The sequence below is a fragment of the Pseudocitrobacter cyperus genome, assembly GCF_039889165.1.
GTDB classification, from domain to species: domain Bacteria; phylum Pseudomonadota; class Gammaproteobacteria; order Enterobacterales; family Enterobacteriaceae; genus Pseudocitrobacter; species Pseudocitrobacter cyperus.
Genome location: NZ_JAYMYY010000001.1, coordinates 1,511,204 through 1,537,047 on the forward strand (window position 1 = coordinate 1,511,204; position 25,844 = coordinate 1,537,047).

Genomic DNA, 25,844 nt, shown 5'->3' on the forward strand with positions numbered 1-25,844 from the left:
GCCGGGCAGAACATCACTGCCCGCGCATTATGGCTCCCCCTGCGGCGGTGCGGCAGGTGGCGTATACCAGTTCTCTTTGGCTACCATCACTGCCCCTTCCGGCTGCATAACAAAGTTCGGCGACATAATCTGTACATTAAACTCGTTAAAGACATCCTGAATATGACTGTGCAACGCATTACGGGCATCCGCCAGAGACTGACCGGGCAAGAGGCGCACCTGCAATTCGTAAGCGATATACCAGTCCATCAGGCTTAACTGACGTACCTTCGGCGCAACGGCGGGATCAATGCCTTCCGCGCGTCTGGCGGCCAGTTCCAGCATGGCGTGAACCTGACGCCAGGGCGTGTCATAGCCGATGGTCGCGCCCACCGTTAAGTTAACGCCGCCATCCGCGCTTTGCGCGCTTAAGTTGGTAATTTTTCCGCTCACCACCACCGCATTCGGCACCGTTACCACATAGTTTTCACGGGTGATAATTTTGGTCGCCAGCATCCCGATTTCACTCACCAGCCCTTCGTTGTCGGCCACACGAATGACATCCCCTTTACGCAGCGCGCGCGAATAGATAAGCACCAGCCCGCTCATGGCGTGATTCATCACCCCTGCCGAACCCAGCGTAAGCATCAGCCCAAAGAAGACGCTGATCCCTTTAAACGCCAGCGAATTGGCGCCAGGCAGAAAAGGATACGCCGCCGATAGCGCAAACAACCATACCACCACCGAGATGAGCTTTCGGGTGGCGCCGACCGTTTCAGGATGAATGCCCGGCAGTTGCAGACGCTCCGCTTCGACCTGGTTTAGCACCATCTTCAGAAGCTTCAGAATAAATGCGGTGATCAGGAAGATAATCAGGACAATCATCAACCCCGGCATCGCAGAGACGATTGACAGCGCAATCTCGCGGAACACGCGCACAGACCAGTCGCCCAAAGACTCGCCCCAGACGCGGGTCCAGGGGAACAAACTTAATGCCCAGCTCAGCCAGATGTAAAGCGCCACAATCCCCAGCAGGATCATTATCAGGGCATAGATACGTGTTTCGATAGCGCCGATAAAACGCCGCCAGTGCTGGGGGATCACGCTACGACCTTCAATAATCCGTCGACGGTAAAAACGTCTGACTGCGCGCCAGGAGCGATAAGCGATATAGCAAAACAGCGCCAGTGCCAGCAGCCCGGTCACGGCTTTCACAACAGAAAGCGCCAGCCAGCGGTGATCATACTGATCGCGTAACGCCGTGCGCTGGTTTTCCATTCGCGCCAGCACGCGCTGCGTGGCCTGATCGAGCGTCAGGTCATCCCCTTCATCAAGATCGCCCTGGGTCAGCAGCATGATCGGCTTGCCGTTCATGACAATAAGTCTTCCCGGCTGGTTGTAACGCGTGACGGGCACTACCTTCAACGGTTCCTGCACATCTGCCTGGGTAAAATTACGCAGGGTATTGCGGATGCGCAGCACGCGCTCTTCCGGCGTGGTGAGGCCAAATTTTGCCTGCAACATCACGATAGGCTGGTGAAAGATATAAACCGTTCTGGCGCGTTCCTGTTCACTGGGTTGCTGACGGGGTTCCGCCGCATGGGTGAAATGCGCCAGTGAAGGGATGCAGCAGAATAAAAACGCGAGCACTATCCTTTTCATATCCGCCACCGAGATATAAGCATTATCGTTATTATTCAACAAGCCCGCTCAGCGGCTGGTCTGTTTGAAAAAGCATAGCCCAGCCTTCCACTTACGCAATGTCACCCCCCGCATCCAGGATAACGATAGGCCCGGAAAAGAATCTGCTGCAAATTTGCCCAATGTAAATAACAAGTTATAGTTTTATATGCATGGTTACAAAATTTAACGCAACAGATAAGTCCCATCGAATGCTGTACAGCAATAACAAGTGAGGGCCGTAATGAAACTGAAACCTGTCGCCAGAGGATTAGTCCTGGCGGGTGTACTCTCTACATTCATTTTTCCAGCCATTGCCGATGTCACCCAAAAAGACGCCACCGAAGCCACAAAGAAAGCGAACGATCAGCTCTACAATCAGCTCCCCTTCTCCGATAACACCGATTTTACCAATGCGCACAAGGGCTTTATTGCCGCTCTGCCGACAGATGTCATCAAGGGTGAGCAGGGAAATACCATCTGGAACCCGCAGCAGTACGCCTTTATCAAAGAGGGAGAAAAATCTCCTGATACGGTAAACCCGAGCCTGTGGCGTCAGTCGCAGCTCATCAATATCAGCGGCCTGTTTGAAGTCACCGACGGTGTCTATCAGATCCGTAACCTTGATCTGTCGAACATGACGATCATCGAGGGGAAAACCGGAATAACCGTTGTCGACCCGCTCGTCTCCGCGGAAACCGCGAAAGTCGGGATGGATCTCTATTTCAAGAACCGCGGTAAAAAACCGGTCGTGGCGGTGATTTATACCCACAGCCACGTCGACCACTATGGCGGCGTGCGTGGCGTAGTTGACGAAGCCGATGTGAAAGCCGGGAAAGTCAAAGTTTACGCGCCAGCAGGCTTTATGGAAGCGGCGGTGGCAGAGAACATTATGGCAGGCAACGTCATGAGCCGCCGCGCCAGCTATATGTATGGCAACCTGCTGAAACCTGACGCGAAAGGCCAGGTCGGCGCCGGGCTGGGGACGACCACCTCTGCCGGTACCGTGACCCTGATTGCGCCAACGAATATCATTGAGAAAGACGGGCAAAAAGAGGTTATCGATGGTTTAACCTACGACTTCATGCTCGCCCCAGGCTCTGAAGCGCCATCAGAAATGCTGTGGTACATCGAAGAGAAAAAACTCATTGAATCTGCGGAAGACGTTACCCATACGCTTCACAATACTTACTCACTGCGCGGTGCGAAAATCCGTGAACCGCTGCCGTGGTCAAAATATATCAATGAAGCGATTGTCCGCTGGGGGGATAAAGCTGAAGTGATCATGGCTCAACACCACTGGCCAACCTGGGGCAATGAAGAAGTGGTTAAGCTGCTGAAGAGCCAGCGCGACCTGTACCGTTATATCAACGACCAGACCTTACGTATGGCTAACGAAGGCCTGACCCGTGATGAAATCGCCGCCAACTTTAAGCTGCCGGATTCGCTGGCGCATACCTGGGCTAACCGGGGTTACTACGGCTCAGTCAGCCACGACGTGAAAGCGACCTACGTGCTCTATCTGGGCTGGTTTGACGGCAACCCGGCAACGCTGGATGAACTGCCGCCGGAAGAGTCTGCGAAGAAATTCGTTGAGTATATGGGCGGTGCGGATGCCATCCTGCAGAAAGCGAAAACCGATTTTGATCAGGGCAATTACCGTTGGGTCGCACAGGTCGTCAGTAAGGTTGTTTTTGCCGACCCGAAAAACGAGGCCGCACGTAACCTGGAAGCGGATGCGCTGGAGCAATTAGGCTATCAGGCGGAATCTGGCCCATGGCGTAACTTCTACCTGACCGGCGCGCAGGAGCTGCGTAGCGGCGTGGTAAAAGGCCCAACACCAAATACCGCCAGCCCGGATACCGTTCGTGCGATGACGCCAGAAATGTTCTTCGATTATCTGGCCGTGCATATCAACGGCGAGAAAGCGGGAGCGGCAAAATCCGTATTTAATATCGACCTCGGTAACGATGGCGGTAAATACAAACTGGAATTTGAAAACGGTGTTCTGAACCACACGGCGAATGCCGAAGCGAAAGATGCCGATGCCACGCTGACGCTTGATCGCGCGACTCTGAATAAAATCATCCTGAAAGAAGAAACGCTGAAACAGGCTGAAGAGAAAGGGGACGTGAAAATCACCGGTAACGGTGCGAAGCTGGACGAAATGCTGGGCTATATGGATAAATTCGATTTCTGGTTTAATATCGTAACGCCATAATCGACAACGCCCCGGCGATATTCTCGTCGGGGCATCTTTATGTTTAAATCCCATCCCCAAATGTAGCCTTAAATTAATTTCAGGATCAGACGTAACGTTTTCAGTTGCGAAACAGACATCCAGAGACGATGCCAATCGATAACACCATTTACAGTGCAAGGCCGTATAGCGCTCTTGAGTCTCATTCTGGTTTTTCCGGCCACATAAAAAAATGCAGGGAATAAAAGAAGCGTAACTGATTGATTTGAAATGGTACGCCCTACAGGATTCGAACCTGTGACCCACGACTTAGAAGGTCGTTGCTCTATCCAACTGAGCTAAGGGCGCATTGAGAAGTTGTCACTTCGGGGAAACGCGAGGAATTATACGGTCAGCGGGCGTTGAGTCAATCCATTTCAGTGTGAAATCAGGGTTGCTACCGACGCTGAGCAGAACCCCATCAACTATTGTCTTTTTTTTGACCAGACAAACCTGCGTCACCTCTCGGCTGAGAAAAACCTTATTCTGCTTTAAGTAATGCCTGCTGGCAGATGTCTTCTCTGATGTCACAATATCTGACACTGACTGCGTAGTCGCGCCGTGAGAGATAATAAAGTGAAGCCGGCGTGACGGCACCAGGAAGAGAGCTATGCGTATCGCAATTCGCAGAGAAAGGAGGCGTCGTTCGGGCACCGATCACCCTGGATTTAAGAATCCACACTCATGGCCCCCCTTTTTCGATCGTCTTGAACGCCTGACTCACTCACTCGCTCTCTCGCACAAAACCGACTCCCCTCATTTTATTCTGGTCAGTAGCGATCAGTTTTTACGCCAGGGATTTCGTTTCGCACCTTATCCACTGAGTAATGGCTGGGTCACGTCCACATTGGATCACGCGCTTGATCTCTTGCCCAGGGCACCGGGCGTACAGCTACTGGTGGATATTTATTACACCGATGCACCGGCCATCGAAACGCTGGATCGCCTCAGGCGGATCAGCTTTGAGCATCCGCAGAATCTCATTCATCTGATCGCCCCCACTCAGGATAAAAAATCATTGCGCTTTATGAAGGCGGTGACCGCATTAAGGATAATCAGCAGACAATCGCCGTTTCGCACTCTGCGTAAAAAGCTCCTGATGCCGCAGCCTGTTCGCTACAGCCGTAAGAGCCATTTTTCACGCGATGAATGGCTGATTTTGATGGCGCTGACGCAGGGGCGCTCGCTGAAATCCATCGCCAGCGATCACGGCAAAAATTACCATAATGTTATCTACCGACTGGCACGCATTGTTGAACGTCTGCAACTTCAGCACCGCTCAGAACTTATTCATTTACTGCAAACTCTCTCCGCTAGTCCAATCTGACAATTTCATTAACTTCTTAAATCTTAGAATGTTTTAAGAAACTACTTAATTGAAATGATCTTTTTTTGTTAATTTTAAACAATATTGCAATATTTATAACTATTCCTAATCCCGAAGATCCCCCAGAGAGAATGTCTGACCCTTTTATACTCTGAAGTATTTTCCTCTGGCGTTTTGCCAGGCCAATCTATCGGAAGTCATAGCAAATGCAGACAGAATATTCACCATCCCCCGGATATCGTAAGGTTTTCCAGCACATTGTTAACACACCATTCTTTATCCCTGGTGAAATCATTTCGTGAGATCAAAAGGAATTTTTTGTGGAATAATCGTTGAATTGCGTTCAGTTGGATATGTTTCCCGAGCAGTTGTGCGCCATTAATTGCGCCACATCAATTAACACGCTCTCAACATTCAGCATCTATTTACATTTATGCCAGAAAAAAAAGGCAACTTCGCTATAGGATTTTAAACACATGGAGGTAAACACTAAAAATAATTTGAATAAACTTTCTGCCCGGAACATCATATTAATTACTGATTATTACGACTTTAATAATGCTTTTCGGACAATTCATAGCAAGTATAATAGCCATGTACTTATCGTGTTATAAGAAAAGCCTTTTTTGATGGTAACAACATTGTTTAAGTACCGGGCACCACCGTCATTAATAATGGTACAAGTAGGGATAGATAACTCCACTGGAAGTAAGCATAAAGATTTTTGATTTATCCATTCGGCTTGTAATAGTTTCCATAATGGAATCCCACGTAACTATTCCAACAGTCTGAGGCATATAAAGATGAAACCGGCATCCGTTATCATTATGGACGAACACCCTATAGTCAGAATGTCGATTGAGATTCTGCTGCAGAAAAGCACACAGGTTAAGGTTGTTCTGAAATCAGACAACAGCAATGAAGTGCTTGAATATATTAGAAATAACACCGTGGATATGGTGATACTTGATATTGAACTTCCGGGTTCTGACGGGTTTTCCTTGCTTAAGCGGATAAAGAACATCAGCGAAAAAACGAAAGTTCTTTTCTTGTCATCTAAATCTGAGTCTTTCTACGCATGTCGGGCAATCAGAGCCGGCGCGAACGGATTCGTCAGCAAACGGAAGGATCTTTGTGATATCTTCAAGGCAGTTGAGATGCTGCTTTCCGGATATTCGTTCTTTCCTTCTGACTCCATGAATATCTTCGGAGGGGGAAACGTGCGTAGCAATAAATTTAATGACACGCCGTTATCCAACCGGGAGATCACCGTATTACGTTATCTTGCTAATGGTTTGTCAAATAAAGAGATAGCCGCCCAGCTATTGTTAAGCAATAAAACCATTAGCGCCCATAAATCAAATATTTTCACTAAACTCGGCGTACATACCATCGTTGAGTTGATTGATTATGCGAAGGCCCACGAATTACTCTAGCCCTTCATCGCTCCCGGCCCTGAGACGGGCCCGGGAAGTCAGTTATAATTAAGCGTAAAGGTCGCATCGGCGTCGGCGCTACCCGGCTGGGGATCGTCCGCCGTAGAAATGTAATTAGCATAAAACGACAGTGTGGCATCACCCTGCGCATCAGTCGCGACCTCTTTACTCTCCTGCTGTAACGGTAAGCGGGATTTATCCTCATCAAGGATCTCCACCGCAACGCGGCTGGCCTGGCTTGTACTGTTAAGCGCCAGCAAGGTGTTGTCCTGAGAGTCCGGTTTTCCGGCGAAGGTTATCGATACCGCGCCCGGTGGGCAGCCGGTTAAGCGAATAGAAAACGGCATCGCCTGGGTTTTACTGCCCGCAGTCAGTAACTGTTTCGTTGGCCATGAACCCAGTTGCACCTCTTTCGCACTGTCGCTGGCGTTCACCACGCAGCTTAAGTCCACAATATTGCCGCGCAGTTCGATATTAATCTCTCCCAGCGGCGTTGCCGCCTGCCCGGCGCTCATCACCGCCAGTAATGACAGCGCAGCTATGAAATGACGTGGCATCTTACCCCTCTTAATCGTAATCAACACGCAGATAGCCTCGGGAAGTAAATGCCCCTTCCGCCGGTTTATTACCGGTAATACTGACCGGCCAGGCACGAATCCCTACCTGCGCCTGCGCGGCATCGTCCAGGCGGAACGGGATGGTGCTTCCCAGCATATTCGGCGTTAAAGGATTGCCGCTCGCATCGGCGACGATGAACCCTAAATCCGGGTTATCAGAAACCAGCGCATTGCCTGACGCCTTTTCCGTCTCAATGCGCATTGTGAGATAGGCGTTCGCTTCGACGTTGGTGCATTTGATCCCAATCGTTCTGCTCTGCGCCGGAACGCTCGGCGGGCGTTGACCTGCACCAGCTTGCGAAAAGAGCGACGCACCAATGTCGCCAAAATCAAACTCAACGACATTACCGGCATTGATTTCGCAACTTTGCGGGACTTCAATAGTGCCGCTGTAGCTGATGGTATAAACCACCGTGGTGAGCGGATCGGCGCTACCGGTGGTTACGTAGACCCGGAACATGGTTTGCCGGGGAATGACCACCATGTTGATAAAGCGCCGGGTAACTTTAAGTCGGAAAACTAACTTCGAATCCGTTACCGGAAACGCCTTGTTTTTCGATACGTTTGGATGAGAGCCCATCTGGATGTAGTTGACTGGAGGGTAAAATTCTCCCGCAAAGTTATCGGTTATTTTCATTGCGCCATCAAGGTATTCATTCAGTTTCAAATACTGATATTTATCCTCAACACTTGTAACCTGCAGGTCTGTTGAATAGCTACGCATAGTGGTGTTTCCGGATGTACCCTGTGGGCAAATCGCGTTTACGCCCACCAGGCCAGATTTTTGCGATAGCGTGACAACCTGACCAACCTGATTGTTGGCGCTGGTGAAAACATCCGTCAGATCGTAAGGGATATCCTTGGCGACACCGTCCGCGTTCGCACAAACAGTCGCCCGTGCGGCGGGTATCACCAGCCACAATAAAATTATGCCCAACCCGCTTATTCTTTTGTTAACGTTCACAACGCGCTCCCATCATAGTGATCGCCTGATTTAAACTCTCCTGCGGGAGCGTATATTTTGCCCGGCAGCGTTCCTGTTCGCTGTCGCCCCACTGAACCAACAACTCTCCGCTAAGCGGCAGGCCGCTGAGATAGATTTGTCCCTCTTCACCGGCCATGCTGGTAACGCCGCTGTTCACTTCACGCACAATCGCGCCGAACGGTACAACGCGGTCGCCACGACGGACGGTTATCAGGGCACGCACGCCAATACGCGTGTCGAATGCCGCGCGCACCAGCGCGCCCCGGGTTGGCACCACGCTGCTGACGTTGTTTTCTACATCGGTATGGTCGTTCATTGAGTTGGTATCCAGTGCGATACGGTTGTAGCGATAGACCGTGGCATAAGGCATCACGGCGTAGCCGCGCCAGTCCGTTTTCACCCCGGTCTGATTTTCCACCTTCACGCCGCTCGCTCCCGGCGCTTTAATCAATACGTTGGTGTCGCCCAATGGCTGGCTGAAGGTCACGCCATCGGCGTGACCAACAATGCCTCCCGACAGTTGCCAGTTGAAATCATGCTGATCGCGCGAATAGTTATAGCCTGCGCCGACCGTGCCGTAAGTGGCCTGCCAGTTAGCGGACGCACTGCCGCTGGAGCCGTTATTGCTGGTATGCCCCTGGGTCACGCTGTAGTTGAGGTTACGCCCCTCCAGCAGCGTACCGCTGACCCCGGTTTGCCAGGAGGTGTCCCCCTCTTTATTGCGGCTGGCCGACGCCGTGGCATAGGCTCTGTCCAGAACGCTATCGCGACGATAACCGTTCGGGGTAAACAGGCTGAACGGCACAGAAACGTTGAACGAGGCAATTCTGTCAGTGCCGCTGATCCCCACTGCCTGGTTCCATGACCAGGTCAGGGAGTAGCTAATCCCCTTCCAGCCCCCGGCGTAGCCGAGTTGATACCAGATATTAGAATCGCTGGTTCCCCAGTAGGTCTGCTCGCTGCCGGAAAGATAAACGGAGCCATAATCGCCAAGAGACTGGGAAATATTGACCTGAAAGCGCCCCTTTTTGCTCCAGGTCAGATTGTGGTAACTCACCACATCCGGCACGCCATTTTTGTCATTTTCCGTGTCGGAATACTGGTAGCCGGACATCCGTTTCCACGCCACATCATCCAGCGTGTAGAAACCGCGCGTTGAGTAGCGATAGCCCAACAACTGGAAGTTAGTGCCATAGCCATTCAGGGATTTTGCGTAGAGGAAGCGCAGCGACTGCCCTTCATGCCAGCTATCATCCGCCAGTTGGCTGCGGGCGTGGGTCACGTCCAGAGATATCGCGCCCCAGTCGCCAAGGTTTTTCCCGGCGCCAATCGCGGCCGCAGCGTAACGCGAGGCCATCTGCGTGCCGCCGTAAACGGTATACCCACCAGGCAAACCAACAATCATGGAGCCCTGACCAAAGAACGGCGTATCTTTCTGACTGTTACCGCTACGATACTCACCGGCCACCAGGTCATATTTGACCCTGCCCTCGCGTTGCAACAGAGGAACGGTGGAGTACGGCACGGTATAACGTTGCTGACTGCCGTCTTTCTCTTCTACCGTGACCTCCAGATCGCCGCTGGAGGAGGTTGGGTTCAGGTCACTAATCGCAAACGCGCCCGGCTGAACATAGCTTTGATAGATGACGTAACCATTCTGTCGGATCACTACTTTCGCCGGAGTACGCGCAATGCCGCGCACGGTTGGCGCATAGCCCTGTAGGCTGTCCGGATACATGCTGTCTGAGGAGTAGAGCCGCCCGCCGCGAAAACCGATACTGTCGAACACATCGTTGTCGGTATTGCTGTCACCCAGCACCATTTCGCTTTTCAGCGGAATGATCGACCGCTGTAGCCAGGTGCCGATATTTTCCCACTCGCTGTGACGCTGGCCGTTGTTACGGGTGTAGCGCCACGCGCCGTTATTGCGCAGCCGCCACGGGCCGTAATTCAACCCGCTCTGTAAATTGAGGTAGTGACTGTCGTCGTCGCTGCCCTTATTTCCGGTCAGGCTGTAGTTCAGCAACAACGCCGGAATGCCCTCATCCCACTCCTCAGGTGGAATATAGCCGCGCGCACTGTTGCTCATCGCCGCCTGCGGCAGACTCAGGCGTAAACGCAGCGACGAAAAATCAAATGCCACCACGCTGCCCGGCAACAGGCTTTCCAGCGCGACACAGCTCTCTTTCGCTTCATTGGCAAGCGTCGGGAACGCCGCCATGTTAACGCCCAGACGCTGTAGAAAATCTCGCTGGATACAAGGTGCGAGACCCGCAGCGGGCGGCGGCGCGCTCCCGACGGCGACAAAGGTGAGATCCTGCGTGCCGATAAATTCATCATTACGCCAGATATCAACACGATAAACGCCGGGCGCCTGCTGATGCCCCTGCTCAAAACGGGAAAGATCGGCAACCGAAGCCGTATCTTCCGACAAAAATGCCGGGTTGAAGTAGCTCTCGCCGCGCCCGTCGGGTGACCAGAGCGCCGCCATCACTGCCAGCGTCAGCATACTGAGCGGGTGAAGGTTTTTCATGGTGTCGGCCTGCCCTGACTTCATCAAAGATTCACGCGGTGTACGGGCGTAATCGCCCCATAATCATTAACGCTCTGCCACGAAAGCGTACCGCTCGCCGAAGCAGGAATGGTCTGCTGTGCGCTGTTTTTCGGCGCAATCATCAGGTTGTTGATGCGCTGCCCGCCAAGCTGCAAATTCACCAGCGTGACGTAATAAGGCGAAGCATTAGTGACTTTCAGGTGGCTGCCGCTGCGTTCAAAGCGCAGGTGCGATAGCGCTTCTTCCGGCGGCATAGCCAGATTTTTCGGACGGACGAAAAGTTTAATGCGCGACAAAATGGCCAGTTGCAGGACGTTCTTACCTTCGAGATTCGCTTTATTGACGGAGGGAATCGCCTTCACGTTCATCCAGAACAGCGACTCGCGATCGGTCGGCAAAGGTTGCCCGGCATAGATAATACGCAGGGTATTTTCGCTTTTGGGCTCACTGACAAAGAGCGGCGGCGTTACGACAAATGTCGCCTCTTTTTTTCCGAGATCGTTTTCAATCCACGCGTTAATTAAATAACGTTCTTTATCGTTGCTATTGGTAATGGCCAGTGAAGTCTGCTTTGCGTCCGCCGGATAAATAACGCGCGTCGCGCCTAATGCCACCCCTCCGGACGCCTGTGCGGGTAATGAGATGCACAGTAATAAAATTAACAGGGCCATGCTCGATTTAATCATTGCGTTAATCACGACAATACCTTTTCTCTTTTGATGCTTCAGGGATAAAGCAGCGTAAACCAGACATCTGACTGAATTGCACCCGGCATTACCTGGCCTGAAATAGCCCGGTAACGCGCGCTGAAATGAAATATCAGCTCATCATCATTAATGGGAAAATAGGAAACCGGCTGGGCGTTCGGAATAATGTGCCGCTCGCTGCTGTCAAATAAAGCCAGCCCCACACCGCTATTCGGTTGTCGGCCATCGACGTGCGAGGTCGTCATAAACACCAGCGGATCTTCCGATGGCGTCAGCCCCTGGAAGGCGATCCCCACGGTCTGCGAGACATCTTTTCGGCAATCCACCAGCCGCAGCGTAAAAGGCACCTGCGTGGTGGCGAAACTGCCCGGCCCGGTAAAAGCATTTGTCCGGTACTGCCCCATCTCGATGCGCATATTCTGGCTTTCAGTGGCGACAGCGCAGGCGCTGTTAACCAGTTCGCCCCGCATTTGTACCTTTCCGCCTTCGATAACAACTCTGTGCGCCAGCGCAGGCAGAGAAATCATCGACAGGGCCAGCAAGAACACAATCCCTCTCATTCATGGCTCTCTTCAGGTGATTCGAGCCTCATCCCTGAGGCAAAGGCAGTCCCTGGATTAGCGATTACTCGTACTTCATGACAAAGGTTGCGTCCGCATTCGCCTGACCAGGCTCTGCGGTATCCGCTGTCGCTTTGTAGCGCGCGCTGAAGTTCAGGGTGTTGGTGCCCTGCAGCAGCGTCTTCGCGGAGGAGAACGTTGCACCGTCCGGGCTCAGGGTTTTGGATTTGCTATCGAGGATCTCGATACCTACGCCTTTTGCCGCGGTGTTGTTGTCGGAAGAGTTCACTGCCAGCAGCGTTGCGTCGGTGGCGTCAGCCTGGCCGCTAAATGCAACAGCCGCAGTAGCAGAAACGCTTGGGTCGCAATCGTTCAGAACGATGGTGAACGGTATATTGGTGGAGGTATCGCCGACTGCAGTAAATTTCGCCGTGCGATACTGGCCCAGTCTAACAATTTGATCTGAAGACTCAGTATTTACCGCACACGCTGCGTTGACTAATTCACCTTTAAAGTGAACGCTGCCGCCATTAACGGAAACTGCCGCAGCTTGCGCAGCCCCTGTCATTAATACGAAAGACGCCATCACAGTAGAGGCAATAGTACTCAGTTTCATAGGTATTCCTTAATGAATTAAAACGTTGTGACGAACCGAATATCCTGTACGACTCGCATGACATAGCACGGCAAATAATTGCCAGACCGCATAACCTCAACATCCATGAGAGAGTTGAAAGCCCTGCCAAATAATGGTCAGCGCAATATTCCAGCCAATAAACCGGAATAACTTTATTTCGACGATAAATTACCGAAATTAAGTAGCAGAAAATACGTATAAACACTGAGGTCGACCTAAGCTGCGTCCTAATTTCCACCAGGAAAAAACCTTACGCGCAGCAAGACTATCGATACCATAAGGGCCCTTTCGCGCGAAAACTCGCAAAGGATGACTGACAGCGAGCCCCGCATCTGACAAAATATAGCCATCCCCTTTTCGTAAGTGACAGATGGAATCTTCTCTCTGATGGCAGCTAAGATTATTGACGGTAAAACGATTGCGCAGCAGGTGCGCTCTGAGGTTGCGGAAAAAGTGCAGGCGCGCATTGCGGCAGGAAAACGCGCACCTGGGCTTGCCGTTGTGCTGGTAGGCAGCAACCCGGCCTCACAAATTTATGTCGCAAGCAAACGTAAAGCCTGTGATGAAGTGGGTTTTGTCTCCCGCTCTTATGACCTGCCGGAAACCACCAGCGAAGCCGAACTGCTGGCTCTTATCGACACCCTCAACGCCGACAAAACCATTGACGGTATTCTGGTGCAACTGCCCCTTCCGGCTGGCATTGATAATGTGAAAGTGCTGGAACGTATCGCACCGGATAAAGACGTCGACGGTTTCCACCCTTATAATGTTGGCCGCCTGTGCCAGCGCGCACCGCGTCTGCGCCCTTGTACGCCGCGCGGTATCGTTACGCTGCTTGAGCGCTACAACATCGACACCTATGGGCTGAATGCCGTCGTCATCGGCGCATCCAACATCGTAGGCCGCCCGATGAGCATGGAGCTGCTGCTGGCTGGTTGTACGACCACGGTGACTCACCGCTTCACCAAAAACCTGCGTCACCATGTCGAAAATGCCGATCTGCTGATTGTTGCCGTCGGTAAACCCGGCTTTATTCCGGGAGACTGGATTAAAGAAGGCGCCATCGTGATGGACGTCGGTATTAACCGTCTGGAAAACGGCAAAGTGGTGGGCGATGTGGTCTTTGAGGATGCAGCAAAGCGCGCATCTTATATTACCCCGGTTCCGGGCGGCGTCGGCCCGATGACCGTTGCAACACTTATTCAGAATACGCTTCAGGCCTGTGAAGAGTATCACGACGTCGAGGAAGCATAATGGCCACATTCTCTTTAGGAAAACACCCGCACGTTGAGTTGTGCGATCTGCTGAAACTGGAAGGCTGGGCCGAGAGCGGCGCTCAGGCGAAGATCGTCATCGCCGACGGTCAGGTGAAAGTTGACGGCGCGGTTGAAACCCGCAAGCGCTGTAAAATTGTCGCCGGGCAGACGGTAAGCTTTGCCGGGCAGAGCATTAGCGTCACGGCGTAAGCCGTTTAATACCCGGCGGCGTTTGACGCTCCGGGTATTCTCTCCCTCCCGGAATCAGCATAGTTTCAGAATCGTGCGGGGATCTATCGCGACAAATTCACTGTTATATTTGGCGCAAATTCTATGGAGCCACCGCGATTCCAACCGTCATTACTCACGCCGCTGTTCCGCTGTGTCTGGGCTTAGGGCTCGGCAGTAAAATCATTCCTCCCCGACTACTGTTCACGGGCATTGTGCTCGCGATGCTGCCTGACGCCGACGTGCTGGCGTTTAAATTTGGCGTTGCCTACGGCAATATCTTTGGGCATCGCGGCTTTACCCACTCACTGCTTTTTGCTTTCATCGTTCCACTCCTTTGTGTGCTGATTGGCCGAAGAGGGTTTAGGGTCGGGCTGATGCGTTGCTGGTTATTTCTCACCGTGTCGCTGCTATCGCACAGCCTGTTGGATTCGGTGACAACCGGCGGGAAAGGCGTCGGCTGGCTGTGGCCGTGGTCGGATGAACGCTTCTTTGCGCCATGGCAGGTGATTAAGGTCGCGCCGTTTGCACTGTCGCAATATGTCACGCCGTATGGGCATCAGGTGATTATATCGGAACTGCTATGGGTATGGCTTCCGGGCGTGGTGTTGATGGGAATATTGTGGTGGCAAAGGCGTTGATGAGTGCGCGCTGATGCCCTCACCCCGGCCCTCTCCCACAGGGAGAGGGTGGAAACCAGAGCAGGTCTTGAATATATCCGCGGTCGGTTCCCTCTCCCTGCGGGAGAGGGTTAGGGTGAGGGGTCACTTACGACGCCACGTCGTCCCCTGTGGGCCATCTTCCAGCACGATACCCATCTCATTGAGACGGTCACGCGCCGCATCCGCTGCTGCCCAGTCTTTTGCTTTACGCGCATCCAGACGTTGTTGAATCAACGCTTCAATTTCCGCGACTTCACCATCATCTGCCTGAGCACCGCTTTGCAGGAAGGTTTCCGGCGCCTGCTCCAGCAGGCCAAGCACGGATGCGAGCTTACGCAGACAGGTTGCCGCAGCGTTCGCTTCTTCGCTATTGCCCGCCTGCTTGGCGTTGTTCACTTCTTTCGCTAAATCGAAAAGCACCGCGTAAGCCACCGGGGTGTTGAAATCATCATCCATCGCCTCTTTGAAGCGATCGATATACTGTGCACTGCGCACAAATTCAACATCTGTCTGGGTCGTGCCACGCAGCGCCGTATAGAGGCGCTCCAGCGCGGAACGCGCCTGCTTCAGGTTATCTTCGCTGTAGTTCAACTGGCTACGATAGTGGCCGGACATCAGGAAGTAACGCACGGTTTCCGCATCGTAGTACTTCAGCACATCGCGCACGGTAAAAAAGTTGCCCAGCGATTTTGACATTTTCTCGCGGTCAACCATTACCATCCCGGAGTGCATCCAGTAGTTAACGTATTCGCCATCGTGCGCGCAGGTAGACTGGGCGATTTCATTTTCGTGGTGCGGGAACATCAGGTCAGAACCGCCGCCGTGGATATCAAAATGGTGCCCAAGCTGTTTGCAGTTCATCGCTGAACATTCAATGTGCCAGCCCGGACGCCCTTCGCCCCACGGAGACGGCCAGCTTGGCTCGCCCGCTTTTGACATTTTCCACAGCACGAAGTCCATCGGGTTACGTTTGACTTCAGCCACTTCAACGCGCGCGCCAGCCTGCAACTGCTCCAGATCCTGGCGCGACAACTTGCCGTAGTTCGGGTCGGTCGGCACGGAGAACATCACATCGCCGCTTTCAGCCACATACGCGTGACCGCGTTCGATCAGACGCTCGGTAATCTCGATAATTTCATGAATATGGTGCGTTGCGCGTGGTTCTGCATCCGGGCGCAAAATATTCAGCGCATCGAAATCTTTATGCATTTCGACGATCATACGATCGACCAGGGCCACGAAGCTTTCGCCGTTTTCATTGGCGCGTTTGATGATTTTATCGTCAATATCGGTGATATTGCGGACATACTTAAGTTTGTAACCCAGGAAACGCAGGTACCTCGCGACCACATCAAAGGAGACAAATGTACGCCCATGACCAATATGACAGAGGTCGTAAACGGTAATTCCACACACGTACATGCCGACTTCACCGGCGTGAATAGGCTTAAATTCCTCTTTTTGGCGGGTCATTGTATTGAAGATTTTTAGCATCGATAATTCCATATTGACGTGTGTTGTCTGAGCTTGCGCCTGAAACGGCATATTCTACCCGTAATTCAACTCTGAAGCAGCACACATTGCAAGGTGATCGAACCTCACGGTTATGCTATAACAGGCGCCTATATACGACTCGCACGCGAGTTAACGCACCACTATAACGGAACAGGATGCAGAAATGGTTACTTTCCACACTAATCACGGCGATATCGTAATCAAAACCTTTGATGACAAAGCGCCGGAAACAGTTAAAAACTTCCTGGACTACTGCCGCGAAGGTTTCTACAACAACACGATTTTCCACCGTGTCATTAATGGTTTTATGATCCAGGGCGGCGGTTTTGAGCCGGGCATGAATCAGAAAACCACCAAAGAAGCTATCAAAAACGAAGCCAACAACGGCCTGAAAAACACCCGTGGCACGCTGGCAATGGCGCGTACTCAGGCTCCGCACTCCGCAACTGCGCAGTTCTTCATCAACGTGGCTGACAACGACTTCCTGAACTTCTCCGGCGAAAGCCTGCAGGGTTGGGGCTACTGCGTATTCGCAGAAGTCGTAGAAGGCATGGACGTGGTTGATAAAATCAAAGCTGTCGCGACAGGCCGCAGCGGTATGCACCAGGACGTTCCTAAAGAAGACGTTGTTATCGAAAGCGTGACCGTCAGCGAGTAATCGTGGCGACACTCTTTATTGCAGATTTGCACCTGCAAACAGAAGAACCGGCGATCACCGCCGGTTTTCTGCGTTTTTTAGCCGGAGAGGCGCGTCGCGCCGATGCGCTCTATATTCTCGGCGACCTCTTCGAAGCGTGGATCGGCGACGACGACCCCAATCCCCTGCACCAGCAAATTGCTGCCGCGATCAAATCGCTGGTTGATTCCGGTGTGCCCTGCTATTTCATTCACGGTAATCGTGATTTTCTGGTGGGGAAACGCTTTGCCAAACAAAGTGGCATGACGCTGCTGCCGGAAGAACAACGCCTTGAATTGTACGGCCGCCCGGTGTTAATTCTGCATGGCGATACACTTTGCACCGATGATGCGGGCTATCAGGCGTTTCGCGCCAAAGTGCATACCCCCTGGATCCAGAAACTCTTCCTGATGCTGCCGCTGTTTATCCGCCAGAAAATTGCCGCCCGCATGCGTGCCGACAGCAAAGCCGCCAACCGCCATAAATCGATGGAGATTATGGATGTGAACGACCAGGCGGTGGTGGATGTAATGGAAAAGCATCACGTACAGTGGCTGATTCACGGGCATACGCATCGCCCGGATGTACATACGTTGACCGCCAACGGCGAGCCCGCGTTTCGCGTTGTGCTGGGCGCCTGGCATGTGGAAGGGTCGATGGTGAAAGTCACCGCGCAGGATGTTGAACTGATCGCTTTCCCGTTTTAATTATCGCGTAACATTCCCGTAATTCCGCCTACGCAACCGTTTTCCTTGCCTGATTTCCATGCTATTCTCTGTCGCCTACAACGTCGTGTGCAGCACACCCACAGGAGTTTTAAGACGTATGTCTTCCCGCAATAATCCGGCACGTATCGCTATCGTGATGGGGTCCAAAAGCGACTGGGCTACCATGCAGTTTGCTACCGAAATTCTTGATATCCTGAATGTTCCTCACCATGTCGAAGTGGTTTCCGCCCACCGCACACCCGATAAACTGTTCAGCTTCGCCGAAAGCGCGGAAGAGAACGGCTATCAGGTGATTATCGCGGGCGCGGGCGGCGCGGCGCATCTGCCGGGCATGATTGCGGCCAAAACCCTGGTTCCGGTGCTGGGTGTGCCGGTACAGAGCGCGGCGCTGAGCGGCGTGGACAGCCTCTACTCCATCGTCCAGATGCCACGCGGCATTCCGGTCGGTACGCTGGCGATTGGCAAAGCGGGTGCGGCAAACGCCGCCCTGCTGGCAGCGCAGATCCTCGCGCAGCACGATGCCGAATTACATCAACGCCTGGCAGACTGGCGCCGCGCGCAAACCGACGAGGTGCTGGAAAATCCTGACCCGCGGGGTGACGCATGAAACAGGTTTGCGTACTGGGCAACGGTCAGCTAGGCCGCATGCTGCGCCAGGCTGGGGAACCACTCGGTATTGCCGTCTGGCCCGTGGGGCTCGAAGCCTCGCCGGAAGCGGTGCCGTTTCAGCAGAGTGTGATCACCGCTGAAATCGAACGCTGGCCGGAAACCGCATTAACCCGCGAGCTGGCGCTGCATCCGGCATTTGTTAACCGCGACGTGTTCCCGATCATTGCCGATCGCCTGACGCAAAAGCAGTTGTTCGACAAACTCAGCCTGCCGACCGCACCGTGGCAACTGCTGGCCGAACAGAGTGAATGGCCAGCCATCTTTGAACGTCTGGGCGAACTGGCTATCGTTAAGCGCCGCACCGGCGGCTACGATGGCCGTGGTCAGTGGCGTCTGCGTGCCGATGAGACCACCCAGTTGCCAACTGAGTGCTACGGTGAATGTATCGTCGAGCAAGGTATTAACTTCTCGGGCGAAGTCTCGCTGGTGGGCGCGCGCGCGCATAACGGTAGCACCGTGTTCTATCCGCTGACCCATAACCTGCATCAGGACGGCATTTTACGCATGAGCGTGGCTTTCCCGCAGGCAAATGCACAACAGCAGAATCAGGCTGAAAGCATGCTGTCGGCGATCATGCACGAGTTAAACTACGTTGGCGTAATGGCGATGGAGTGTTTTATTACCCCTGGCGGATTACTGATTAACGAACTGGCGCCGCGCGTACACAACAGCGGGCACTGGACGCAAAATGGCGCCACCATCAGTCAGTTTGAGCTGCATCTGCGCGCCATTACCGATCTGCCGCTGCCGCCGCCGATGGTTAACAGCCCGTCGGTGATGGTCAACCTGATTGGCAGCGACCTGAACTATGACTGGCTGAAACTGCCGCTGGTGCATCTGCACTGGTACGATAAAGAGGTTCGCCCGGGCCGCAAGGTGGGGCATCTCAACCTGAACGACAGCGATAACGGGCGGCTTTGCGCGACCCTTGAAGCCCTCACACCTCTGCTGCCGGCCGAATACGCCAGCGGAATAAGCTGGGCGCAGTCGAAACTGGTTTAAGCCGTCTGTGCCGGGGAATGCATCTTCCCCTTCCCCGGCCCCCTCTGTGAAGCGTAGAATCCCGTCCGTATTACCTCTCCGATTGATTAAAGAAGGATTTGCCCATGAATAATGGGACGGACTACCGGGCCATTCTGACTTCCGGTACCCCCATCATTGACGTTCGCGCCCCCGTTGAGTTTGCCCAGGGCTCCCTGCCCGGTGCAATCAATTTACCGCTGATGAATGACGATGAGCGCGCCGCCGTCGGCACCTGCTATAAACGTCAGGGGCCGGATGCCGCGCTGGCGCTGGGTCATCAACTGGTCAGTGGCGAAACCCGCGAGCAACGCATCCGCGGCTGGCTCGACGCCTGCTCCAGCGCTGAACACGGTTATCTCTGCTGCGCCCGCGGCGGCCAACGTTCGCATATCGTTCAGGCATGGCTGGAAGAGCGCGGCACCACTTATCCCCTGATTGAAGGGGGTTACAAAGCACTGCGTCAGGCCGCGATCCAGGCCACGGAAGCGCTGGTTCAGCATCCCATCGTGCTGATTGGCGGCTGTACGGGTAATGGCAAAACGCCGCTGGTACGCAAGCAGCCTTTTGGCATCGATCTCGAAGGGCTTGCTCATCACCGGGGCTCCTCTTTTGGCAGAACCCTTGATGCCCAGCATCCGCAGGCGACCTTTGAAAATCACCTCGCCTGTGCGCTGCTACAGCGCAGCCATGGCCAGGAGACGCTGCGCTGGGTGCTGGAAGATGAAGGCTTTATGATTGGCTCTAACCACCTGCCGGAATGCCTGCGCGAAAGAATGGTGCAATCGCCTATCGCCGTGGTGGAAGATCCCTTTGCAGTTCGTCTGGAACGCCTACGGGAAGAGTATTTCACACATATGCATCAGGCGTTTATGGCCGCCTTTGGTGAAGAGCAGGGTTGGCAGGAATACAGCGAATATCTGCATCACGGCTTGTTCGCCATCCGCCGACGTCTGGGGCTACAGCGATTTACTGAACTGACGCAAAAACTCGACCGGGCACTTGCAGAGCAGCAGCGTAGCGGTTCAACCGAACCGCACTTCGCCTGGCTCATTCCATTGCTGAATGAGTATTACGACCCAATGTACCGCTATCAACTGGAGAAAAAAGCCAGCAAGATTGTGTTCTGCGGCACATCGGAAGCGGTGGAAGAGTGGTTGTTGGAGGAGTAAAAACACAAAAAAACCGGACGGTGTCACCACCGGCCGGCTTTACTCTTTTACGCTCCCTCACGCGGAGGGAAACAACTTAGAAGTCGTAACGCAGACGCACCAGGTTCATATCACCCAGGTCATCGGTGCTGGAAGTAAACACGTGTTCGTAATCAACACGGAAACCGTAATCCAACTGGAAGCTGATACCTACGCCGTTGTCGGTACGCAGATAGTTACGACCATTCACGTATTCAATACGGTCACCCATAAAGTACGGCTGGATGGATTTAACAGCGTATTGACCAATCGGGAAGGTGTAACCCGCGAAGTATTCCAGACCCCACGCGTCGCCCGCGAAGTAATCTTTCGCGTCGATTTTCTTGGTGGTCATGAAGTTCTGGTACCAGCCGCCGCCCAGGGCGAAAGTCCAGTTGTCCGGTTTCCAGCTAAACGCGGTACCGACAATGTTCTGATCGTAGGTTTTGCTGCCCTGATCTTCACCGCGCATTTCAGCACGCGTGTAGTTCCAGGAGGTACCCCAGGTCAGGTCTTTGGTGATGTGGTAATCCACACCCAGAGAACCGCCACCACGACGTTTATATTTCAGGCCGTTGTTCGGGTTAAGGTCATCGCTGAACAGGTAAGAAGCGTAGAGATCAACATCGCCTACAGTTTTCTTATATTTCAGAGAGTTACGGGTACGATAAGAACCATCGTAGTCGCCGTTGATACCGTTACCCGGAGCCTGACCAATCATGTCGTAGTCCCAGATATCGGTTTTCGCGCCAACCACATCATAGTAGATGCTGTTCTGTTGGCCGAAGGTCAGCGTACCCCAGGTATCGCTTTTCAGACCGGTGTAGAGCATACGACGGGTGGTGTCGTTTGCGCCATCGGCATAGTGATTATCCCAGTTGAACATCGCCGGGAAGTTAACGCCCAGTTCGTAGTAGCTGACCCAGCTAATATCATCGAACAGGTAGTAATCAGCAGCGAAACGGAAACGGGTGCCGCCGTCGAAGCCATTACGTTTGTAGCCGTTCGCACCATCATCCCCGGTCATATTCTGGAACTGAGGACGGATACTCCCGCCAACGGTGAAGTTGAGACGGCTAAGCGGATCGCCTGCCTGCGGATCAGCTTTTAAAACGGTGATTTCCGCTTGAGTTGCGAAAGTCGTCAGTGCCACTGCTGCGCCGATCGAGAGTGCCAGCGCTTTTATTTTTATGGACATTGTTTTTCCTTGAATAGGTTAACTGCCATTTATTTAGCAACTGAATACTATCGTGGATAAATGAACTTATCTTTACCGTTTTTTAATAATTTGTGCGGTTAACCTGACTGTTCTATACAATCTGTGCCTTTATTGAACAAATCCACGGAACTTTCAGGGGCAAAGGGAAAAGTGAGATTTGGCGCGCAGTTTTCTTTGCCCGGTAGCGTTAGCGCATACCGGGCCTACGAGAAGCACAACGTGGGTAAGCCGGATAAGCGCCAGCGCCATCCGGCAATGAGTTAGCCGCTGAACTGGCGGAACAGCGCTTTTCCTTTCAGCAGACGAATCCCCAGCCAGCCGCCGCACAGCGACAGCAGCACTGCGCCACAGAGCGGCAACGCCAGCCACAGGCGCCAGTCCGGCTCCCACGGGAAATCAAACACCCGCGTTTGCAGCATTGCCAGCGCCGTCTCTGCGCCAATGGCGGCCACCAGCCCGGAAACCAGCCCCAGCAGCGCGAACTCCGCCCACAGTGTGGTACGCAGCAGCGTTTTACTGGCACCCAATGTGCGGTAAACCACCAGTTCCTGATGCCGCTGACGCATTCCAACCTGTACCTGCGCCAACAACAACAGCACGCCGCAGGCCGTCACCAGTACCACCATCACTTCCAGCGCCCGACTAACCTGTTCCAGCACCTGCCCAACCTGTTTCAGAATGGCGCCAATATCCAGCAAACTGATCGTCGGAAATTCGCGATTAAGCTGCGTCAATAAGGTGTTATCACGATCCCAGCGGAAACTGGTCAGCCAGCTTTGCGGCTGCCCATCCAGCATGCCCGCAGGGAAGATGAAGAAGAAGTTGGGTCGCAGACTCTCCCAGTCGACTTTGCGCACACTGGTGACTGTAGCGCTGAACTCCTGCGTATCCCCCGTAAAGGTGACCTTGTCGCCGAGCCGGATATTCAGACGCTTTGACAAACCTTCTTCAATCGAGACTTCGCCCGCTTTTGGCGGCCAGGCTCCGGCCACAATCGGGTTATGATCCGGACGTTGATCCTGCCAGGTGAGGTTCAGCTCACGGTTGAGGGACTCATCTTTATTGCCTTCCGTCGTCTGACCGTTAATCTGCGTCAGACGCGCGCGGACGATGGGATAGAACGCCTCGGGGATCACCTGATGTTCCGCAAGAAACGTTTTCACCGGCTGCACCTGTTCTGATGCGATATTGATCAGGAAGTAGTTGGGGCTCTCCGGCGGCAACTGTTGCTGCCAGCGGTCAAGTAAGTCGCCACGTAGCACCAGTAAAAGCGCCAGTAGCATAAAGGAGAGGGAAAACGCCGCCAGTTGGCTGAGGGTAGCCCACGGCTGGCGCAGCAGGCGATTCACCGCCAGACGCAGCGGCAGAGATTTCAGGGTTAAGCCTTTGAGTACGTTGAGCAGCATCCAGCCCAGCACACCGCACAACAACGCCAACACGACCGCACCAGCCAGCACTGACCACAGCAGCGGGCTACCGCCCATCAACCAGGCAAGCAAACCAACGACCACCAGACAAATCAGCGGAATATAGAATTTTAGCGGCCAGACGCTGGCAACCACATCACGTCTCAGTACCCGCAGCGGCTGAGTCGCCAGCAGTAGCCGATAAGGACGCAACCCCACCAGCAGCGAAATCACCACCATCGTGCCTGTCGCCCACAGCCATGGCCAGGCACTGGCGGAAGGTAATTCCGCGGGTAAAACAGGCTTAAGCAGGATCAGCAGAATATGTTCGAACAGTAGCCCCATCGCCCCGCCAGTCACCACTGCCAGCGCCATCAGCAATACCCACTGGCCGATAATCAACTTACGCAACTGCGCCCGCCCGGCGCCAAGCGTTTTGAGGATCGCCACCAGGTCGTAACGGCTGCGGCAATAGTGCCCCATCGCCACCGCCACCGCCGCGACCGCCAGTAACAATGTCAGCAGCGCAGAAAGCAGCAGGAACTGTTGTGAACGTTCCAGCGATTTACCCAACGCGCCTTCATCCTGTTCGAGGCCATACCAGCGATGCTCAGGTTTTAGCTGGGGCAATAGCCACTTTTCATAGCTGGCTAGCTGCGCCTCCGTACCGCCAAATTTATAACGCCAGCTTACCCGGCTGCCGGGCTGCACCGCCCCGGTTTTCCCGACATCCGCCATGTTCATCATCAGGCGAGGCGCCATCTGGAACGGGTTGAAACCGGCATCCGGCTCCTGCACGATTTCTCCGGCAATGCGCAGCGTGGCATCACCAACATCAATTTCATCACCGATTTTCAGGTTCAATAGCGCCAGTAAACGCGGAGCCAGAAGAACAGTGCCTGGCTGCGGCTTTACACCTTGAGGTTTGGTTTCCAGCACGCCGTACATTGGGTAGACGCTATCCACGGCTTTAACATTTGCCAGTTGCGGGGTATTTCCCGCCCAGGTCATCGTCGAAAAACTGACCTGTTCGCCCACCTTCAGCCCCTCTTCCCGCGCTTTGGCAAGCCAGGCGGCGGGCACTTCCCTGGAACTGCGCAGCGCGCGGTCGCCCGCCATATATTCACGGCTTTGCTGGCTTAAACCTTTTTCCATCCGGTCGCTGATGCTGCCGAGCGCCAGCACACAGGCCACCGCCAGGCTCAACGCCAGCCAGACAATCAGCAGTGACGGCGAGCGCCACTCCCGCCAGAACCAGCGTGCAATCATGCTTCCTCCCGCAATTCACCATTCACCAGCCGTAAACGGCGGTCGCAACGCGCCGCCAGTTGCGGATCGTGGGTGACAAGAATGAGCGTGGTACCGTGTTCACGGTTAAGGGAGAAAAGCAGGTCGGCAATTTTATCGCCGGTCTGCCTGTCGAGGTTTCCGGTAGGTTCGTCGGCAAAGAGGAGATCCGGGCGACCGTTAAACGCGCGCGCCAGCGCAACACGCTGCTGTTCGCCGCCAGAAAGCTGCGCCGGCAGGTGGTGCAGGCGTTTGCCAAGCCCCAGTTGTTCGAGCAATGCTTTTGCCCCGCCCCGGCTTTGGCTGTCACTCTCGCCGCGCAGTAGCGCCGGAAGTTCAACGTTTTCCAGCGCATTCAGCGTGGGGATCAACATAAACGACTGAAACACGAAGCCAACATGTTGTGCGCGCAGGCGAGCGCGGGCCTCTTCATCCAGTTCGTGCAGTGGCTGACCAAGCAGTTTGACCTCACCGCCGCTGCCATCATCCAGCCCGGCAAGAATCGCCAGTAGCGTCGACTTCCCCGATCCCGACTCACCAATCAGGGCAATGGTCTGTGACGGTTTGACAATCAGGTTAACTCCGGTAAGGATGGAGAGCTCATGCTCTCCCTGACCGACGGATTTCTTAAGATGATGAACTTCAAGCACGTTTTCCGCTGGCATTTGCCCGTCCTGTTATTGATTCTGTTAAGCTTCCGCGTCGCTGCCGCAGACAAATTATTAATTCTCGGCGATAGCCTGAGCGCGGGATATCGTATGGCCGCCAATACGGCCTGGCCTGCCCTGCTTAACAGCAAATGGCAGCCTAAAACGCAGGTGATCAATGCCAGCATCAGCGGCGACACGTCAGCCCAGGGGCTGGAGCGCCTGCCCGCGTTGTTAAAGCAGCATAAGCCGCGCTGGGTGCTGGTTGAGTTGGGTGGCAATGATGGCCTGCGTGGTTTTCAGCCCCAGCAAACCGAGCAAACCCTGCGCGCCATTTTGCAGCAAATTAAAAGCGCTAACGCCGAGCCGCTGCTGATGCAAATTCGTCTGCCTGCAAACTATGGACGCCGCTATAATGAGGCCTTTAGCGCAATCTACCCGCAGCTTGCCCAGGAATTTACTATCCCACTGCTGCCCTTCTTTATGGAAGAGGTTTATCTCAAACCGCAGTGGATGCAGGATGATGGCATTCACCCCAATCGTGACGCCCAGCCGTTCATCGCCGACTGGATGGCGACACGTCTGGCACCACTAGTTAATCACGACTCCTGAAGAGAAAG

General features: G+C 53.8%; 23 protein-coding genes and 1 tRNA gene. 12 read left to right on the forward strand and 12 right to left on the reverse strand.

What is annotated here, in order from left to right; translation table 11 throughout:
* Window positions 1–27: 27 nt before the first annotated feature.
* Window positions 28–1,641 (reverse strand): mechanosensitive ion channel family protein, encoded by a 1,614-nt coding sequence (locus VSR74_RS07385; protein ID WP_347794069.1) that lies wholly within the window; start codon window positions 1,639–1,641, stop codon window positions 28–30.
* 262 nt (window positions 1,642–1,903) lie between these two features.
* On the opposite strand from VSR74_RS07385, the gene VSR74_RS07390 reads away from it, so the two are divergent.
* Window positions 1,904–3,880 (forward strand): alkyl/aryl-sulfatase, encoded by a 1,977-nt coding sequence (locus VSR74_RS07390; RefSeq protein WP_347794070.1) that lies wholly within the window; start codon window positions 1,904–1,906, stop codon window positions 3,878–3,880.
* 250 nt (window positions 3,881–4,130) lie between these two features.
* Here VSR74_RS07390 and VSR74_RS07395 read toward each other — a convergent pair.
* Window positions 4,131–4,207, reverse strand: a tRNA-Arg gene (locus tag VSR74_RS07395).
* A 301-nt stretch (window positions 4,208–4,508) separates the two neighbouring features.
* On the opposite strand from VSR74_RS07395, the gene VSR74_RS07400 reads away from it, so the two are divergent.
* Together VSR74_RS07400 and fimZ are read left to right on the forward strand one after the other, a co-directional pair.
* Window positions 4,509–5,225 (forward strand): helix-turn-helix transcriptional regulator, encoded by a 717-nt coding sequence (locus tag VSR74_RS07400; RefSeq protein ID WP_347794071.1) that lies wholly within the window; start codon window positions 4,509–4,511, stop codon window positions 5,223–5,225.
* 803 nt (window positions 5,226–6,028) lie between these two features.
* Window positions 6,029–6,661 (forward strand): fimbria biosynthesis transcriptional regulator FimZ, encoded by a 633-nt coding sequence (gene fimZ / locus VSR74_RS07405; protein ID WP_347794072.1) that lies wholly within the window; start codon window positions 6,029–6,031, stop codon window positions 6,659–6,661.
* Window positions 6,662–6,699: 38 nt separating this feature from the next.
* On the opposite strand, the gene sfmF is transcribed toward fimZ, so the two are convergent.
* From sfmF to fimA, 6 genes are all read right to left on the reverse strand, one after another.
* A complete protein-coding gene (gene sfmF, locus VSR74_RS07410; protein ID WP_347794073.1) occupies window positions 6,700–7,218 on the reverse strand; it encodes a fimbria assembly protein in 519 nt (172 codons plus the stop codon).
* Window positions 7,219–7,228: 10 nt separating this feature from the next.
* A complete protein-coding gene (fimH, locus tag VSR74_RS07415; protein ID WP_347794375.1) occupies window positions 7,229–8,224 on the reverse strand; it encodes a type 1 fimbria D-mannose specific adhesin FimH in 996 nt (331 codons plus the stop codon).
* Window positions 8,225–8,231: 7 nt separating this feature from the next.
* Entirely contained in the window at window positions 8,232–10,796 is a 2,565-nt protein-coding gene (locus VSR74_RS07420; RefSeq protein WP_347794074.1) for a fimbrial biogenesis usher protein, read from the reverse strand.
* 23 nt (window positions 10,797–10,819) lie between these two features.
* Window positions 10,820–11,503: a type 1 fimbria chaperone FimC gene (gene fimC, locus VSR74_RS07425; RefSeq protein ID WP_411914239.1), complete on the reverse strand. Its 684-nt coding sequence runs from the start codon at window positions 11,501–11,503 to the stop codon at window positions 10,820–10,822.
* Between the two features lie 38 nt (window positions 11,504–11,541).
* Window positions 11,542–12,084 (reverse strand): type 1 fimbrial protein subunit FimI, encoded by a 543-nt coding sequence (gene fimI / locus VSR74_RS07430; RefSeq protein WP_347794075.1) that lies wholly within the window; start codon window positions 12,082–12,084, stop codon window positions 11,542–11,544.
* Window positions 12,085–12,148: 64 nt separating this feature from the next.
* Window positions 12,149–12,700, reverse strand: a complete 552-nt coding sequence (fimA, locus tag VSR74_RS07435; protein WP_347794076.1) for a type 1 fimbrial major subunit FimA — start codon at window positions 12,698–12,700, stop codon at window positions 12,149–12,151.
* A 408-nt stretch (window positions 12,701–13,108) separates the two neighbouring features.
* On the opposite strand from fimA, the gene folD reads away from it, so the two are divergent.
* The 3 genes from folD to VSR74_RS07450 all read left to right on the forward strand — a co-directional run bounded on the left by folD (window position 13,109) and on the right by VSR74_RS07450 (window position 14,846).
* The gene (gene folD / locus VSR74_RS07440) at window positions 13,109–13,975 is read left to right on the forward strand and encodes a bifunctional methylenetetrahydrofolate dehydrogenase/methenyltetrahydrofolate cyclohydrolase FolD (protein ID WP_347794077.1); all 867 of its coding nucleotides are present in this window, start codon (window positions 13,109–13,111) and stop codon (window positions 13,973–13,975) included.
* Window positions 13,975–14,187: a ribosome-associated protein YbcJ gene (gene ybcJ / locus VSR74_RS07445; RefSeq protein WP_347794078.1), complete on the forward strand. Its 213-nt coding sequence runs from the start codon at window positions 13,975–13,977 to the stop codon at window positions 14,185–14,187. Before folD ends, ybcJ begins: the two co-directional genes overlap by 1 nt.
* A gap of 137 nt (window positions 14,188–14,324) precedes the next feature.
* The gene (locus tag VSR74_RS07450) at window positions 14,325–14,846 is read left to right on the forward strand and encodes a metal-dependent hydrolase (RefSeq protein ID WP_347794377.1); all 522 of its coding nucleotides are present in this window, start codon (window positions 14,325–14,327) and stop codon (window positions 14,844–14,846) included.
* Between the two features lie 123 nt (window positions 14,847–14,969).
* On the opposite strand, the gene cysS is transcribed toward VSR74_RS07450, so the two are convergent.
* On the reverse strand, window positions 14,970–16,361 hold the full coding sequence (gene cysS / locus VSR74_RS07455; protein WP_347794079.1) for a cysteine--tRNA ligase: 1,392 nt from the start codon (window positions 16,359–16,361) through the stop codon (window positions 14,970–14,972).
* Between the two features lie 184 nt (window positions 16,362–16,545).
* On the opposite strand from cysS, the gene ppiB reads away from it, so the two are divergent.
* The 5 genes from ppiB (at window position 16,546) to mnmH (ending at window position 20,647) form a co-directional block, all read left to right on the forward strand.
* Window positions 16,546–17,040: a peptidylprolyl isomerase B gene (gene ppiB, locus VSR74_RS07460; RefSeq protein ID WP_347794080.1), complete on the forward strand. Its 495-nt coding sequence runs from the start codon at window positions 16,546–16,548 to the stop codon at window positions 17,038–17,040.
* Between the two features lie 2 nt (window positions 17,041–17,042).
* Entirely contained in the window at window positions 17,043–17,765 is a 723-nt protein-coding gene (gene lpxH, locus VSR74_RS07465; RefSeq protein WP_347794081.1) for a UDP-2,3-diacylglucosamine diphosphatase, read from the forward strand.
* 118 nt (window positions 17,766–17,883) lie between these two features.
* Complete coding sequence (gene purE / locus VSR74_RS07470) at window positions 17,884–18,393, forward strand: 5-(carboxyamino)imidazole ribonucleotide mutase (protein WP_347794082.1); 510 nt, start codon at window positions 17,884–17,886, stop codon at window positions 18,391–18,393.
* Entirely contained in the window at window positions 18,390–19,457 is a 1,068-nt protein-coding gene (gene purK, locus VSR74_RS07475) for a 5-(carboxyamino)imidazole ribonucleotide synthase (protein ID WP_347794083.1), read from the forward strand. Before purE ends, purK begins: the two co-directional genes overlap by 4 nt.
* 104 nt (window positions 19,458–19,561) lie before the next feature.
* A complete protein-coding gene (gene mnmH, locus VSR74_RS07480; RefSeq protein WP_347794084.1) occupies window positions 19,562–20,647 on the forward strand; it encodes a tRNA 2-selenouridine(34) synthase MnmH in 1,086 nt (361 codons plus the stop codon).
* 76 nt (window positions 20,648–20,723) lie between these two features.
* Here mnmH and VSR74_RS07485 read toward each other — a convergent pair whose 3' ends face one another.
* From VSR74_RS07485 to ybbA, 3 genes are all read right to left on the reverse strand, one after another.
* Window positions 20,724–21,863, reverse strand: a complete 1,140-nt coding sequence (locus VSR74_RS07485; protein ID WP_347794085.1) for a porin — start codon at window positions 21,861–21,863, stop codon at window positions 20,724–20,726.
* 281 nt (window positions 21,864–22,144) lie between these two features.
* A complete protein-coding gene (gene ybbP, locus VSR74_RS07490; RefSeq protein ID WP_347794086.1) occupies window positions 22,145–24,559 on the reverse strand; it encodes a putative ABC transporter permease subunit YbbP in 2,415 nt (804 codons plus the stop codon).
* On the reverse strand, window positions 24,556–25,242 hold the full coding sequence (gene ybbA, locus VSR74_RS07495) for a putative ABC transporter ATP-binding protein YbbA (RefSeq protein WP_347794087.1): 687 nt from the start codon (window positions 25,240–25,242) through the stop codon (window positions 24,556–24,558). Before ybbA ends, ybbP begins: the two co-directional genes overlap by 4 nt.
* On the opposite strand from ybbA, the gene tesA reads away from it, so the two are divergent.
* Window positions 25,210–25,836: a multifunctional acyl-CoA thioesterase I/protease I/lysophospholipase L1 gene (gene tesA, locus VSR74_RS07500; protein WP_347794088.1), complete on the forward strand. Its 627-nt coding sequence runs from the start codon at window positions 25,210–25,212 to the stop codon at window positions 25,834–25,836. The two genes, ybbA and tesA, sit on opposite strands and share 33 nt — an antisense overlap.
* Window positions 25,837–25,844: the final 8 nt, after the last annotated feature.

What these genes read in the sequence shown, in the direction of transcription:
- folD (WP_347794077.1), top strand. Translation starts at nt 13,109, where the DNA reads ATGGCAGCTAAGATTATTGACGGTAAAACGATTGCGCAGCAGGTGCGC.
- ybbP (WP_347794086.1), bottom strand. Translation starts at nt 24,559, where the DNA reads ATGATTGCACGCTGGTTCTGGCGGGAGTGGCGCTCGCCGTCACTGCTG.
- purK (WP_347794083.1), top strand. Translation starts at nt 18,390, where the DNA reads ATGAAACAGGTTTGCGTACTGGGCAACGGTCAGCTAGGCCGCATGCTG.
- cysS (WP_347794079.1), bottom strand. Translation starts at nt 16,361, where the DNA reads ATGCTAAAAATCTTCAATACAATGACCCGCCAAAAAGAGGAATTTAAG.
- purE (WP_347794082.1), top strand. Translation starts at nt 17,884, where the DNA reads ATGTCTTCCCGCAATAATCCGGCACGTATCGCTATCGTGATGGGGTCC.
- VSR74_RS07390 (WP_347794070.1), top strand. Translation starts at nt 1,904, where the DNA reads ATGAAACTGAAACCTGTCGCCAGAGGATTAGTCCTGGCGGGTGTACTC.
- VSR74_RS07420 (WP_347794074.1), bottom strand. Translation starts at nt 10,796, where the DNA reads ATGAAAAACCTTCACCCGCTCAGTATGCTGACGCTGGCAGTGATGGCG.
- ybbA (WP_347794087.1), bottom strand. Translation starts at nt 25,242, where the DNA reads ATGCCAGCGGAAAACGTGCTTGAAGTTCATCATCTTAAGAAATCCGTC.
- ybcJ (WP_347794078.1), top strand. Translation starts at nt 13,975, where the DNA reads ATGGCCACATTCTCTTTAGGAAAACACCCGCACGTTGAGTTGTGCGAT.
- fimZ (WP_347794072.1), top strand. Translation starts at nt 6,029, where the DNA reads ATGAAACCGGCATCCGTTATCATTATGGACGAACACCCTATAGTCAGA.
- fimA (WP_347794076.1), bottom strand. Translation starts at nt 12,700, where the DNA reads ATGAAACTGAGTACTATTGCCTCTACTGTGATGGCGTCTTTCGTATTA.
- ppiB (WP_347794080.1), top strand. Translation starts at nt 16,546, where the DNA reads ATGGTTACTTTCCACACTAATCACGGCGATATCGTAATCAAAACCTTT.
- fimC (WP_411914239.1), bottom strand. Translation starts at nt 11,503, where the DNA reads ATGATTAAATCGAGCATGGCCCTGTTAATTTTATTACTGTGCATCTCA.
- VSR74_RS07400 (WP_347794071.1), top strand. Translation starts at nt 4,509, where the DNA reads ATGCGTATCGCAATTCGCAGAGAAAGGAGGCGTCGTTCGGGCACCGAT.
- mnmH (WP_347794084.1), top strand. Translation starts at nt 19,562, where the DNA reads ATGAATAATGGGACGGACTACCGGGCCATTCTGACTTCCGGTACCCCC.
- VSR74_RS07385 (WP_347794069.1), bottom strand. Translation starts at nt 1,641, where the DNA reads ATGAAAAGGATAGTGCTCGCGTTTTTATTCTGCTGCATCCCTTCACTG.
- VSR74_RS07485 (WP_347794085.1), bottom strand. Translation starts at nt 21,863, where the DNA reads ATGTCCATAAAAATAAAAGCGCTGGCACTCTCGATCGGCGCAGCAGTG.
- sfmF (WP_347794073.1), bottom strand. Translation starts at nt 7,218, where the DNA reads ATGCCACGTCATTTCATAGCTGCGCTGTCATTACTGGCGGTGATGAGC.
- fimI (WP_347794075.1), bottom strand. Translation starts at nt 12,084, where the DNA reads ATGAGAGGGATTGTGTTCTTGCTGGCCCTGTCGATGATTTCTCTGCCT.
- tesA (WP_347794088.1), top strand. Translation starts at nt 25,210, where the DNA reads ATGATGAACTTCAAGCACGTTTTCCGCTGGCATTTGCCCGTCCTGTTA.